The sequence below is a fragment of the Paractinoplanes rishiriensis genome (assembly GCF_016862375.1).
GTDB lineage: Bacteria > Actinomycetota > Actinomycetes > Mycobacteriales > Micromonosporaceae > Actinoplanes > Actinoplanes rishiriensis.
Genome location: NZ_BOMV01000102.1, coordinates 32,801 through 46,167, shown reverse-complemented (window position 1 = coordinate 46,167; position 13,367 = coordinate 32,801). Strand labels below are relative to the sequence as shown.

10 protein-coding genes are annotated in these 13,367 nt (G+C 70.1%); 9 read left to right on the top strand and 1 reads right to left on the bottom strand.

Features of this window, described 5'->3' with window-relative positions; genetic code table 11:
- Positions 1–104 precede the first annotated feature (104 nt).
- The 6 genes from Ari01nite_RS44110 to Ari01nite_RS44085 all read left to right on the top strand — a co-directional run bounded on the left by Ari01nite_RS44110 (position 105) and on the right by Ari01nite_RS44085 (position 9,018).
- Positions 105–2,189 (top strand): MMPL family transporter, encoded by a 2,085-nt coding sequence (locus tag Ari01nite_RS44110; RefSeq protein WP_239163537.1) that lies wholly within the window; start codon positions 105–107, stop codon positions 2,187–2,189.
- Between the two features lie 36 nt (positions 2,190–2,225).
- Positions 2,226–3,977 (top strand): serine/threonine-protein kinase, encoded by a 1,752-nt coding sequence (locus tag Ari01nite_RS50505; protein ID WP_239163536.1) that lies wholly within the window; start codon positions 2,226–2,228, stop codon positions 3,975–3,977.
- Positions 3,978–4,068: 91 nt separating this feature from the next.
- Entirely contained in the window at positions 4,069–4,881 is an 813-nt protein-coding gene (locus Ari01nite_RS44100; RefSeq protein WP_239163535.1) for an SAM-dependent methyltransferase, read from the top strand.
- Positions 4,882–6,289: 1,408 nt separating this feature from the next.
- A complete protein-coding gene (locus Ari01nite_RS44095) occupies positions 6,290–7,096 on the top strand; it encodes a class I SAM-dependent methyltransferase (RefSeq protein ID WP_203790098.1) in 807 nt (268 codons plus the stop codon).
- A gap of 41 nt (positions 7,097–7,137) precedes the next feature.
- Positions 7,138–8,163, top strand: a complete 1,026-nt coding sequence (locus Ari01nite_RS44090; protein WP_239163542.1) for an ABC transporter substrate-binding protein — start codon at positions 7,138–7,140, stop codon at positions 8,161–8,163.
- Positions 8,164–8,229: 66 nt separating this feature from the next.
- Positions 8,230–9,018 (top strand): ABC transporter permease, encoded by a 789-nt coding sequence (locus Ari01nite_RS44085; protein ID WP_203790094.1) that lies wholly within the window; start codon positions 8,230–8,232, stop codon positions 9,016–9,018.
- Here Ari01nite_RS44085 and manD read toward each other — a convergent pair whose 3' ends face one another.
- Positions 9,019–10,227, bottom strand: a complete 1,209-nt coding sequence (gene manD, locus Ari01nite_RS44080; RefSeq protein ID WP_203790092.1) for a D-mannonate dehydratase ManD — start codon at positions 10,225–10,227, stop codon at positions 9,019–9,021. It lies immediately after the preceding gene.
- Between the two features lie 195 nt (positions 10,228–10,422).
- Here manD and Ari01nite_RS44075 point away from each other — a divergent pair, with 195 nt between their 5' ends.
- The 3 genes from Ari01nite_RS44075 to Ari01nite_RS44065 all read left to right on the top strand — a co-directional run bounded on the left by Ari01nite_RS44075 (position 10,423) and on the right by Ari01nite_RS44065 (position 13,319).
- The gene (locus Ari01nite_RS44075) at positions 10,423–11,814 is read left to right on the top strand and encodes an amino acid permease (protein ID WP_203790090.1); all 1,392 of its coding nucleotides are present in this window, start codon (positions 10,423–10,425) and stop codon (positions 11,812–11,814) included.
- Between the two features lie 165 nt (positions 11,815–11,979).
- Positions 11,980–12,570: a DUF4956 domain-containing protein gene (locus tag Ari01nite_RS44070; RefSeq protein ID WP_203790088.1), complete on the top strand. Its 591-nt coding sequence runs from the start codon at positions 11,980–11,982 to the stop codon at positions 12,568–12,570.
- Positions 12,567–13,319: a polyphosphate polymerase domain-containing protein gene (locus tag Ari01nite_RS44065; protein WP_203790087.1), complete on the top strand. Its 753-nt coding sequence runs from the start codon at positions 12,567–12,569 to the stop codon at positions 13,317–13,319. The genes Ari01nite_RS44070 and Ari01nite_RS44065 overlap by 4 nt, the downstream gene beginning before the upstream one ends.
- The last annotated feature ends 48 nt before the right edge of the window (positions 13,320–13,367 follow it).

The window sequence follows — 13,367 nt, the reverse complement described above, 5'->3', positions numbered from 1 at the left end:
CGGATCCCGCCGCGGGATGAGGCGGCTCTCCCTCCCCGGGGGGAGAAGGATCTCGTACCGTGGCGGGATCCGGCGGGACGGATCCGGGTCGTACGTTTCCCGCCGTGTTCGAACGAATCGCTCAATGGGCTTATCGCCGGCGCTGGCAGGCGCTGGCCTCCTGGGTGCTGGTGCTGATCGCGGTGACCGCCGCGGCGCAGGTCGTCGGCGCCAGTTACCGCAACGACTTCTCGCTGCCCGGCACCGAATCGCAGCAGGCGCTCGACCATCTCCAGGCCCGCGCGCCGGTCGAGGCCGGCGCCACGGTCCAGGTCGTGCTGGCCGCACCCGGCGGCGTCGAGGGCCAGCGCCCGCGGGTCGAACCGATGCTGGCGCAACTCGGCACACTGCCGCACGTGGTGGCGGTGCGCAGCCCGTACCAGACCCCCGGATCGATCTCCGCGGACGGCACCATCGGGTACGCCACCGTGGCGCTGGACGCACCGGCCACCGACGTGCCGGTCGAGGACGTCCGCCGGATCATCGACACCGCGCAGGCCGTCGCCGCCGACGGGCTCCAGGTGGAACTCGGCGGCGATCCGGTGCGCGGCGCCGAGGAGTCCGAGGGCGGCGCCGCCGAGGGGATCGGACTGCTCGCGGCGCTGGTCATCCTGGTGCTCATGTTCGGGTCGCTGCTGGCCGCCAGCCTGCCGATCATCATCGCGGTGTTCGCGGTGGGCAGTGCCATCGGCCTGGTCGCGCTGGCCTCGCACGTCGCCACGGTCGCCGACTTCACCACGCCGCTGATGATCCTGGTCGGCCTGGGCGTCGGCATCGACTACGCGCTGCTGGTGTTCTCGCGCTTCCGGTCCGAACTGGTCGGCGGCGCGGAGCGGGCGGAGGCCGTACGCCGGGCGCTGGACACGGCCGGCCGAACCGTGTTCTTCGCCGGCCTCACGGTCATCATCGCGCTGCTCGGCCTGGTCGTGCTCGGCCTCGGCTCGTTGCAGGGGGTGGCGGTCGCGGTGGCGGCGACGGTGCTGGTCACGATGCTGGCGGCGCTCACGCTGCTGCCGGCGCTGCTGGCGATCTTCGGCAACCGGATCGAGCGCTCGGTGCGCAAGCGGGCGGCGAGGGCGGGCCGGGAGGCGGCCGGCCGGGACGGGGCCGGGTGGCGGCGCTGGTCAGGGGCCGTGCAGCGCCGTCCGGTGCTGGCCGCGGTGGTGCCGGTGGTCGCGCTGGTGGCGCTCAGCGTCCCGCTGGCCGACCTGCGGCTGGGCTTCGCCGACTCCGGCACCGATCCGGCCGAGGCCACCAGCCGCAAGGCGTACGACCTGCTCAGTGCGGGGTTCGGGCCGGGCTTCAACGGGCCGCTGGTGATCGTCGTGGACGGTGACGACCGGGCCACCGCGGCCGGGCAGCAGGCCGTGACCGGGGTGCCCGGGGTGGCCGCGGTGCAGCCCGCCGGCGCCGGCACGATCCTGATCTTCCCGGACTCGGCACCGCAGGCCGAGGAGACGTCCGACCTGGTGAAGCGCCTGCGCGACGAGGTGTTGCCGCCGGTGGCCGCGTCGACCGGTGCGACATTCCTGGTCGGCGGCAGCACGGCCGCGGTGGTCGACTTCGCCGGCGCGGTGGCGGACCGGTTGCCGATCTTCGTGGCGGCGGTGGTCGGGCTGTCCGCGCTGCTGCTGCTCGTGGTCTTCCGCTCGGTGCTGATCCCGGTCAAGGCGGCCCTGCTCAACCTGCTCAGCGTCGCGGCGGCGATGGGCGTGGTCACCCTGATTTTCCAGGAGGGTCTGCTCGGCGAACAACCGGGCCCTGTCGAGGCGTACGTGCCTGTCATGATTTTTGCCATTGTTTTTGGTTTGTCGATGGACTACGAGGTGTTCCTGTTGGCCCGCATGCACGAGGCCTGGCAGAAACGACCCGACCCGTCGGCCGCGATCACCGAGGGTCTGGCCACGACCGGCCGGGTGGTCACCGCGGCGGCTGCGATCATGGTGGTGGTCTTCGGCGCGTTCCTGCTCAGCCCCGACCGCATGCTCCGGCAGTTCGGCCTGGGCCTGGCCACCGCGGTCCTGCTCGACGCCGTGGTGATCCGCTGCCTGCTCCTGCCGGCCATCATGCAAATGCTGGGAAAGTATGCGTGGTGGCTGCCAAAACCGCTGGCCAGACGCCTGCCGGAGGTCGCGCTCGAACATCGCTGAACTGGCGCGCGGGTCGAACGTGAGTAGCATGATCCGGTGCTTGCCCCCGGACAACTGCTGAACGACCGCTACCGGCTCGACGAGCGCATCGCGGCGGGCGGAATGGGCGAGGTGTGGCGCGGGACGGACGTCCTGCTGCACCGCGGGGTAGCGGTGAAGGTCCTGCTGCCGAAGCTGATGGCGGACGCCGAGTTCATCACCCGCTTCCGCACCGAGGCCCGGATGATGGCGGCGCTGCGCCACCCCGGCATCGTCCAGGTCTACGACTACGCGGAGAGCGCACCGGACTACCTGGTGATGGAGTACGTCGACGGCATCCCGCTGTCCACCATGGTCCGCGCGGCCGGCGGGCTCGGGGTGCCGGAGACGCTGACGATCGTGGCCCAGGCGGCCGACGCGCTCCAGGTGGCCCACGAGGCCGGCATAGTCCACCGCGACGTGAAGCCGAGCAACCTGCTGATCCGCCCCGGCGGCGGGGTGGTCCTGGTCGACTTCGGCGTGGCCCGCTCGGTCGACATAACCGGCATCACCAGCCCGAACGTGGTGATGGGCTCGGTGCACTACATGGCACCCGAACAGGCCGAGGGCCAGCCGGTGACCCCGGTGTCGGACGTGTACGCGCTCGGCACGGTGGCGTACTTCTGCCTGGTGGGCCGCCCGCCCTACGTGGGCGAGAACCCGGTATACGTCCTCAACCAACTGGTCAACGGCGACCCGCCGGAGCTGCCCGACGACCTCCCACTCGCCGCGGCGGAACTGCTGCTGCGAACCCTCGACAAGGATCCGGCCCAGCGTTACCCGACAGCGGCCGCGCTGGCGGAGGCGGCCCGCGCGGTACTGGAGACGCTGCCGACGGGAAGCTTCGGCATTTCATCCACCGACGCCCCCTCCTCCTTCTCTCTTTCTTCCTCCACCAACTCGTCTTCCTCTGCCGCGACGCCTTCCTCCTCCGACACCTCGTCCGCTTCCTCTTCCGCGATCCCGTCTTCCTCCGCCACCCCTTATTCCGCCGCCCCGTCCTCTTCCGCTACCCCTTCCTCGCCCGCGGTCCCCTCTTCCGCCGCCCGTTCCTCCACCACCCCTCCCCCCACGGCGGGCCGGGGTAAGCGGCGGGTGCGCACCGCGTTGGCGCTGGTCGCGGCTGCTGTGGTGATCGCCGCCGGTGGGGTTGCGGTCGGGCTGGCGGTGCGGCCGGGTCTCGGCGAGGCGCAGAACCCGGGCGACGGGGACAGTGGACTGGCCGCCGGGCCCAGTGCGAGCCGCGTGCCGTCTGCCGGTGCGCCGGCGGTGCCCGGTGCGGTGCCCTCGTCGAGCCGCCCGGGAAATCCGGGACGCACGCCGGTGGTGGGGCCGTCGCGGGCGGCCAGCAGTGCGCCCGTTGCCGGTGTGCCGGCTCCGACGGCGGCGCCGACCGGGGTCACTCCGGCGCCCACCGGGGGAGGGGCCGGTAATCCGTACACGCCTGGTGAGGTTTGCGGCAACAAATTTGCGGTGGTCGACTCGGCGCCGTTGCTGGCCGGGGACGGCACCCTGCAGGGCCGGGTGTACCTGCTCTACAACGCGACTTCCGGGCGGAACTGCACGACGACGCTCAAGGCCGCCGATGTCGGCACCGCGACGGCGACGTCCGCCTATCTCGAGGCGGAGGGCGCCGACCGGGTGGCCGACAGCGGGCAGTTCGAGTATTACGCCGGCCCGGTGAAGGTGAAGTCGGCCGAGACCTGCGTGAAGTGGGGCGGTGCGGCGGGTGGTGTGCGGTTCGACAGCCCGTCCGGGCATTGCCCGTAAGTCTCCCGCGATTCCGGACATCCACACCGGACGGTCACAGGTAAGCTCTTTCCTGAACGGACGGTGGCGGTCGGCCGGGGGGAGATCCTGCGTGGGCGAGGGCAGCAAGAGCAGCCGGATCGACCCGTCCGTGCCGCATCCTGCCCGCCGCTACAACTATTGGCTCGGCGGCAAAGACCACTTCGCCGCCGACCGTGCCTCGGGTGACCGGATCGCCGAGGTGTTCCCCGTGGTGGTCGACCTGGCCCGGGCAAACCGCGCATTCCTGCGCAGGGGAGTCCGCTTCCTGGCCGAGTCGGGCGTACGCCAGTTCCTCGACATCGGCACCGGCCTGCCCGCCCCCGACAACACCCACGAGGTCGCGCAGCGCGTCGCCCCCGAGTGCCGCATCGTCTACGTCGACAACGACCCGGTAGTCATGTCGCACGCCCGGGCCCTGCTCCGCGGCGACACCCGCGGCCGCATCGCGTGCGTGGAGGCCGACCTGCGCGACCCCGGCGCGATCCTGGCCCACCCGACCGTGCGCGAAACCCTGGACCTGCGCCAGCCGGTGGGCCTGCTCCTGGTGGCAGTTCTGCACTTCATCAAGGACGACGCCACCGCGACGGCCGCCGTGCGCGCTCTCCTGGACGCACTCCCACCAGGCAGCTTCCTCGCGATGAGCCACAGCACGCTGGACTTCGGCAGCCCAGCCGGCGTGGCCGCCTACGAGCAGATGTTCGCCACCGGCGCGATCGACGTCCGCTGCCGCCCCAAAGACTCCATCAACGCCTGGCTGACCGGCCTCGAGATAGTAACCCCCGGCATAGTCGCGGTATCTGACTGGCGCCCCGAGGCCACCATCCCCGAGCGCACCGCCTGCCAGGACTTGGGCATCTACGCCGCGATAGGCCGCAAACACTAGCCGTCGGCGACCTCATCGATCCGGTGCGCGGGCCACGGTGCGCGGGCCACGGTGCGCGGGCCACGGTGCGCAGCGCTCGCTGCCGATCGGATGCACCAGAGGAACAGCAGATCAGGCCCCCGCTTTCTCATCCGAAGGCCGTAAAAACCCAGATATGTCGGACCTGGAGGGTTTGGCGCGGACCCCGCGGACCCCGCGGGCGCCGGCACGGCACCGCTCGAGGTGGGCGTGCTCTGTGCCGTGCTCTCCGCCGCTCTCCGTCAGCCTGCGGCCGATGGCGGCGAAGTTGTCCAGTTCCTGTTCGCGGAGCAAGCAGTCGCCAAGATCGCGCGTTCGGTGCGCGGAGGTGTCGCGAGGTCGTCGAGTTCGTGTCCGGGCTGTGCGGGATGTCCGCAAGTCTTCCGGGGCGCTGCGCGCCTGCCCATGATCTAAGAAAATGGGTGCGGGCAGGCGTCATCGTGCCCTTGAGCCCCGCGAGATCGGGCGAGCCTCGCGTCATGGCCACAGTCACCTGCAGCTTTTTCACGGGCTGGGCTTCATTTCTATCCAGATCGGCTGGGAGCGGCGGCGCCCGCACTGTCGCGCGGGGCGGGGCGGGGCGGGGCGGTGCGGGCGGGCACGGCAGGAGCGCGCTGATGGCAGGGCGGGTTCGCGTCGCATGTCCGTCAACTGCGACATATCGGTTACGTGGAGCCCGCTCGGCTGCTTTGGAGCGGTGCGACTGCGGTCGGCGGGTGGTCGCTGTGCGGCATGGCCCCGATAGGAGGGGTGCGGCTGCGGGTGGGAGGCGGTTGCGGTGATGGGGGTGCGGACTGCGGGCGGCCTGTGGCGGTGCGGCCGGGCGGTGTGGCAGGGCGGTGTGGCAGGGCGGTGTGGCAGGGCGGTGTGGCAGGGCGGTGTGGCAGGGCGGTGTGGCAGGGCGGTGTGGCCGGAGGCGGTGGTGGCTGTCGGAAGGTGGGGGAGTGGGGGCTGGCTTGATGGGGTCGATTATGGGGTTTCTCTCATGATCGACTTGTGTCAATGTCTTGACCTGGGAAATTGGGGGATTTCTTAGCGGGCGTTTGGGTTGGCGGTGGGGGTTCGAGTGGGTGGCGGGGGTGGGGGGCAGACGTTTGCCGTGGTCAATGGGCACTCGGACGGGTGATGCGGGGGGTGGGTGGGGCGAGGGAAGCTCGGGTCTTTGGTGGACCCCGGGGCGGAAGGGAGTGCGGTGGGCGCCCTGCTATCGTTTGCGCCACCTCGCGGGCGCTAGGCCGCCCGTCGATGTCCTATGTGGGCATGTCGGGACACGCGGGGAAAGTTGTGATAAAGATCGACATCCATCGTTCCGATCAAGACGCTGCGTTCGCTATCGTGCTCCACGGCGATCATGAAAGCTTCGCCTCGCTACGACCCGTCAGGAGATTTCATGACCGCGGTCAGGGAGCCCGATGTCCCGTACGCGTTCGACAACGATGAGCCCACCGCGGCGGAAATGCTCGGGGCGCTCGGCGCCACGCTTGACGAATTCAGCACCGCTCGGCTGCTCGCGGCGGGAGTCGGCCCAGGTGCTCGCTGTCTCGAGATCGGCGCGGGTGCCGGCACGATCGCCGTCTGGCTGGCCGAGCAGGTCGGGCCGACCGGTTCCGTCATCGCCACCGACCTCAAGCCGCAGCACGTCCCGGACCACCCGCAGCTGACCACCCTGCAGCACAACGTGGTGACCGATCCGCTGCCCGAGGGGCCGTTCGACGTCATCCACGTGCGGGCCGTGCTGCAGCACCTGCCGCAGCGGCGCGAGGTGCTCGCCAAGCTGGCCGGTGCGCTGCGGCCGGGCGGAGCGCTGGTGATCGAGGAGCTCGAGGCGGGCTGGAGCCGGGCGGTGCTGGCGACGCCCGACCCACGCGCGTACGAGATCTTCGCGGCCTACGAGCGCGCCCTGACCGCCGTTCTCGTCTCGGCCGGCAACGACCAGACCTGGAACCGCATGAAGCACCAGGCCATGCTCGACCTCGGACTGGACGGCGTGGAGACGCAGGGCTGGCAGGGCTCGTTCCCGGGCGGCACCGGTGTCTGCCTGCTCGCCTACTCCGGGTCGCACGAGCTGCAGGACCGCCTCGTCGAGGCCGGCATGTCGCTCGACGACCTGGACCACCTGCGCCGCCTCGCCCTCGACCCGCGGCTCGTGCTGCGCGGTATCCACATGCTTTCGACCGTCGGCTACAAGCCGCGCTGACTCCTCCATATCCCCCTCGGAAGGAACTTCGCGTGAAGAGAATGACGCGCGTGCTGGGCACGGTCGCCGCGGTGGCGGCTCTGGTCCTCAGTGCGGGCTGCACGAATGATTCGGACGACCCGTCGTCCGCGGGCAAGGCCAGCGGCGGCGGCACCGAGAAGGTCACGTACCTGACCGGTGCCAGCATCCTGGGCCGTGAGGCCTTCGTCTTCGTAGCCATCGAGAAGGGCTACTTCAAGCAGGCCGGCCTCGAGGTCGAGGTGCAGGCGGGCAAGGGCACCGCCCCCAACCTGACCCTGCTGCAGAGCGGCAAGGTCGACTTCGCCGCCCTGGACATCACGGCCGCGCTGATCGAGTACGGCAAGGGGACGTTCAAGGACTTCACCATCGTCAACGCGATCCAGCAGCGGAACCTCCAGTGCATCATGACGCTCGAGGGCCGCGGCATCACCAGTCCCAAGGACCTGGCCGGTAAGAAGATCGCGTACCTGCCCGGCGGTGTGGCCAAGACGCTGTTCCCGGCGTACGCCAAGCTGGCCGGCATCGACGAGTCCAAGATCCAGTGGGTCAACATCCCGCTGGAGCAGCACCCGCAGAACGTCGCGGCCGGCACGGTCGACGCCGCCACCCAGTTCGCGGTCGGCAAGCCCGGCATCGAGCGGGTCGGCAAGGGCAAGAAGGCCGTGGTCCTGCCGTACACCGACTTCCTCACCGACCTGTACGGCGTGGGCGTCGGCGTGGCCAAGAAGCAGGTCACCGAGAACCCGGACCGGATCCGCCGCTTCAACGAGGCGCTGCTCAAGGGCCTGCGGGACGCGATCGAGAACCCGGCCGAGGCCGGCAAGATCTACGCCAAGTACCAGAAGATCCAGCCCGAGCCGGTGGCCATCGCCGAGAACAACCTCATGGTGCCGTACGTGAAGTCGGCGGCCGGCGGTGCGGCGGTGGGCGCTCTCGACCCGCAGCGCGTTGCCCGTAACATCGCGATCGTGCAGGGCGCCGGCGTCATCCCGTCGGTGTTCGACCCGCTCGACGTGGTGTCGGTCGACTTCCTGCCGAAGAGCTGAACAACGGGGTGCGTCCGGCGTCGCGATGACGCCGGGCGCACCGTCTGATCGCGGAGGATACGACAGGTGGTCGCGACGGCCGAGCAACCCGGCACCCGGCGGCGGGGCCCGGTCGGTGCGGTGGCACTGGCCGTGATCGGCGGCGCCGTCAGCATCGGACTGTGGTGGCTGGCCATCATCGTCTTCGAGATCGAGTCCTACACCGCGCCGACGCCGCCCGAGGTGGTCGAGGCGTTCAGCCGGATGCCCGGCTACCTGTTCGACAACGCGTGGATCACCTTCCTCGCCACCGTGCAGGGTTTCGGCATCACCATCGTGCTGGGCCTGGTCATCGGCGGGGTGCTGGGCAGTTCCCGCACCCTGGAACGCGCGTTCATGCCGTCGCTGGTGGCGCTCAACGCGGTGCCCAAGATGGCGTTCGGACCGCTGCTGCTGGTCTGGCTCGGCGTCGGCCGGGCACCCAGCGTCGTGATGGCGGTGCTGCTCTGCTTCTTCCCGATCGTGCTCGCGGTGATCACCGGCCTGTCCCGGACGCCCGCCGAGCTCGCCGAGCTCGCCCGGTCGCTGTCGGCCGGCCGGTTGCAGACCTTCCTGAAGGTGCGCTTCCCCAGCGCGCTGCCGCAGATCTTCGTGGGCCTCAAGGTCGGCCTGCCGCTCGCGGTGATCGGCGCGCTGCTCGGCGAGCTGTTCGGCGCCGGCGCCGGCCTCGGCTACATCATCACCACGGCCGGCTCGGACACCGCGCTGTCGTTCGCGGCCATCGCGCTGGTGGCCGCCATGAGCATCGTCCTGTACTACATCCTGGTGCTGATCGAGCTGATCCTGCTGCCCTGGGTCAAAGAAACCACGGGCTGATCACCAGTCGTGCAGGGTCCCGTCGACGAGACGGTTCACGGGCAGAGCTTTTGGCCGGTACGGGTACCGCGCGGCCGCCTCCTCGTCGATGTCCACGCCCAGTCCCGGCTGCTCGCCCGGGTGCAGGTAGCCGTTCTCGAACCGGTACCCGTGCGGGAACACCGCGTCGGTCTCCTCGGTGTGCCGCATGTACTCCTGCAGGCCGAAGTTCGGGATCGCCAGGTCGACGTGCAGTGCCGCGGCCATCGACACCGGTGACAGGTCGGTGGCCCCGTGCGAGCCGCTGCGCACCTGGTAGAGCGCGGCCAGGTCGAAGATCCGGCGCAGGTGGGTGATGCCGCCGGCGTGCACGACCGTGGTCCGGACGTAGTCGATGAGCTGCTCGGTGATCAGCTGCTGGCAGTCCCAGACCGTGTTGAACACCTCGCCCACCGCCACCGGCGTGGTGGTGTGCTGCCGGATCAGCCGGAACCCCTGCTGGAGCTCGGCCGGCACCGGATCCTCCATCCAGGTCAGCGCGTACGGCTCGAGGCTCTTGCCGAGCCGGGCCGCCTCGATCGGGGTGAGCCGGTGGTGCACGTCGTGCAGCAGTTTGAGGCCGGGGCCGAACGCGTCGCGCACCCGGGCGAAGACCCCCGGGGTGTGCGCGAGGTAGCTCGCCGTGTCCCAGGTGGCCTCGCTGGCGACGGCGGCGTCGGCCGGTTCGTAGAAGAGACGATCTTTCGAGACGCCGTACGTGGTGGCCAGGCCGGGTACGCCGGTCTGCACGCGCACCGCCCGGTAACCCAGCTGGACGTACCGGTCGACCTCGGTCAGCACCTCGTCGACGGTCTCCGCGTTGGCGTGCCCGTACACCGTGACGCCGTCCCGGGAGCGGCCGCCGAGCAGCTGGTAGACCGGTAGGCCGGCGACCTTGCCCTTGATGTCCCACAGCGCCATGTCCACCGCGGCGATCGCCGACATGGTGACCGGCCCGCGCCGCCAGTACGCACCCTTGTAGAGGTACTGCCAGGTGTCCTCGATCCGGGCCGGGTCGCGGCCGGTCAGCGCCGGGACCACGTGTTCGGTGAGGTAGGTGGCGACGGCCAGTTCGCGGCCGTTGAGGGTGGCGTCGCCGATGCCGGTCACTCCCTCGTCCGTCTCGATCTTGAGGGTGACGAAGTTGCGGCCCGGGCAGGTGACGATTACCCGGCAGTCGGCGATTTTCATGGAGATCCCTTCGGCGGCCGGGCCGACGCTATCAGGTTCGGCCGGGCGTCCCGCCGGCCCGGCGGCGGGGTGCGGCCCGGCGTTGCAGCGAGCCGGCCGTGCGCCACGGTTCGCGGCCGCTGCGGTTGTCCCGGCCGTCATGCGTACCTCTAATGGATTTGCGGTCTTCTATCGGTTTGTCGAGGGGAGAGGGCAATGTCGACGCAGGGGATGTTCCGGCGGAAGCCGATCGAGGACGTCTCGGACGAGGGTGAGGGCGGTCTGACCCGGACGCTGGGGCTGTTCCAGCTGACCGCGATCGGCGTGGGCGGGATCATCGGGGCCGGGATCTTCGCGCTGGCCGGCGCGGTGGCCAACGAGACGGCCGGGCCCGCGGTGGTGCTGTCCTTCCTGATCGCGGGGGTGGCCTCGGCGGCGGCCGCGCTGTCCTACGCCGAGTTCGCCGGCATGATCCCGAAGGCGGGCTCGGCCTACACCTACGGCTACGTGGTGCTGGGTGAGATGGTCGCCTGGTTCATCGGGTGGGACCTGCTGCTGGAGTACACGGCGATCGTGTCGGTGGTGGCGATCGGCATCTCGGGCTACTTCTCGTTCCTGGTCGGCGAGCTGGGTCTGGATCTGCCGGCCTGGATGCTGGGCGCGCCGGGGACCGGGGACGGGCACGTGGTGGACCTGTTCGCGCTGCTGCTCTGCCTGTTCATCGCGTTCCTGCTGAACATGGGCATCCGGGCGGCGGCGCGCTTCGAGACCGTGGTGGTGGCGATCAAGGTCGCGGTGGTGCTGCTGGTGATCGGGGTCGGCGTCTTCTATGTGAACACCGACAACTACACGCCGTTCTTCCCGTTCGGCGTGGGCGGGGCGATCACCGGCGCGGCCACGGTGTTCTTCGCGGTGTTCGGGTACGACGCGATGAGCACGGCGGCCGAGGAGTCGCGGGACGCCCGGCGGCACCTGCCCAAGGCGATCCTCTGGTCGCTGGCCATCTCGATGGTGCTGTACGTGCTGGCCACGCTGGTGCTCACCGGCATGCAGAACTACCAGGACATCGACCCGGAGAGCGGGTTCTCCACGGCGTTCCTCTCGGTCGGTCTGGCCGGTCTGGCCGACGTGATCGCGGTGGGTGCGATCGTCGGCATCCTCACCGTGATGTTCACCTTCATGCTCGGAGTGACCAGGGTCTGGTACGCGATGAGCCGCGACGGGCTGCTGCCGTCCTGGTTCGCCCACCTGCACCCGGTGCGGCGGGTGCCGGCCCGGGTGACCTGGATCGCGGGTGTCGCGTCGGCGGTGATCGCCGGGTTCCTGCCGATCCGGGAGGCGGCCGAGCTCACCAACATCGGCATCCTGCTCGCCTTCGTGGTGGTCTGCATCGCGGTGATCGTGCTGCGCTACACCCGGCCGGAGGCGCCGCGGGCGTTCCGGCTGCCGGCCATGCCGGTGGTGCCGGTGATCGGGGTGATCTTCTCACTCTGGCTGATCACGTTCCTGTCGCCGGTCACCTGGCTGCGGTTCGGCGTGTGGTTCCTGATCGGCCTGATCATCTACCTGGCGTACAGCCGGCGGCATTCCGCGCTGAGCCGCGGCTGACCGGCCTCCAGAAAAGGACAACCACAGAAAGTTATGAGCTGTTTATGAGGTTCATTCGGGGTCGGGAGGGCTTACCGTAGATTTACGTTCATCTATTCGTTACCCACGGTCCGGCGGTGATTCACTCCCGCGCCGCCGGTCCGCCGCCCAGGAGGATGCCCCCACATGCCCCGGCTCGCGCTGTTCGCGATCGATCTCGTCGCGGTGACCATCCTGGTCTTCGGCCTCTACTTTCCCCGGCACCGCCGCCGGGATCTGGTGGTGGCTTACCTCGGAGTCAACGTCGGTGTGCTCGCGGTGGCCGGGGCGCTGAGCTCCAGCACGGTCGGTGCCGGCCTGGGGCTAGGCCTGTTCGGTGTGCTGTCGATCATCCGGCTGCGGTCCACCGAGCTCGATCAGCACGAGGTGGCGTACTACTTCTCGGCGCTCGCCCTCGGCATCCTCGGGCCGCTCAGCGGTGGGCCGGCCTGGCTCTGCCCGGCGCTGATGGGCCTGATCCTGGTCGTGATGTACTTCGGTGACCATCCCCGGCTGCTGCGTTCGTACCGCCGGCAGATCCTGGTGCTGGACACCGCGATCACCGACCACGTGGCGCTGGTCGCCCAGCTGGAACGGATCCTCGGCGCCCGGGTGCACGCCGCCACGGTGGAACGGATCGACCTGGTCAACGAGACCACCACGGTCGAGGTGCGGTATTCCATCGACCGCAAGCACGCCGCCACCCGCGAGGCCGAGTTCGCCGGGGTCGCCCGGTGAACGCGCTCGCCCGGCTCGACCCGATCTCGCTAACCGAACTGACCGAGAAAGCGGAACTCCAGGTCCGGGTGGATCGCAAGTACGTGCTGCCGCTGGCCGCCGCGCACGCGCTGATCCCGCACCTGGACCGGGCCACCCGGGTGCTGGAGATCGCCGGGATGCGGATCTTCAACTACAAGTCGGTCTACTTCGACACCCCCGACCTGGTCAGCTTCCGGCTCACCGCGCACCGGCGGCGGCGCCGCTTCAAGGTCCGCACCCGCACCTACCTCGACTCGGAGCTGTGCTTCCTCGAGGTCAAAACCGAGGGCTATCGCGGCGGTACGGTCAAGAGCCGGCTGCCCTACCACATGAGCCACGAGGAGACCGTCGAACCCGGCCGGTCGTTCGTGGACAGCGTGCTCGGCGAGCGGCCCGACCTCAACTTCGCGCCCACCCTGCTGACCCACTACCGGCGCACCACGCTCTATCAGCCGGCCGGCCACTCCCGGGCGACCATCGACACCGACCTGACCTGGACCGACGTCGACGGCCGCATGCTCGGCGTGCCGGACATCGCGGTGGTCGAGACCAAGACCGGCTCGGCCGCCTCGCCGGTCGACCGGATGCTGTGGGCGCGCGGTCACCGGCCGGTCAGCATCAGCAAGTACGCCACCGGACTGGCCGCGCTGCGCCCGGACCTGCCCGCCGCGCCCTGGCGGCGCACGCTACGCCGGCATTTCGTCCCGGTGCCCGTCGCCGCCCTATAGATAAATCGCTCCATCCCGCCCCGCCGAACGCAGACCCGGGGCGGTGAT

What these genes read in the sequence shown, in the direction of transcription:
- Ari01nite_RS44090 (WP_239163542.1), top strand. Translation starts at nt 7,138, where the DNA reads ATGACGCGCGTGCTGGGCACGGTCGCCGCGGTGGCGGCTCTGGTCCTC.
- Ari01nite_RS44095 (WP_203790098.1), top strand. Translation starts at nt 6,290, where the DNA reads ATGACCGCGGTCAGGGAGCCCGATGTCCCGTACGCGTTCGACAACGAT.
- Ari01nite_RS44075 (WP_203790090.1), top strand. Translation starts at nt 10,423, where the DNA reads ATGTCGACGCAGGGGATGTTCCGGCGGAAGCCGATCGAGGACGTCTCG.
- manD (WP_203790092.1), bottom strand. Translation starts at nt 10,227, where the DNA reads ATGAAAATCGCCGACTGCCGGGTAATCGTCACCTGCCCGGGCCGCAAC.
- Ari01nite_RS44070 (WP_203790088.1), top strand. Translation starts at nt 11,980, where the DNA reads ATGCCCCGGCTCGCGCTGTTCGCGATCGATCTCGTCGCGGTGACCATC.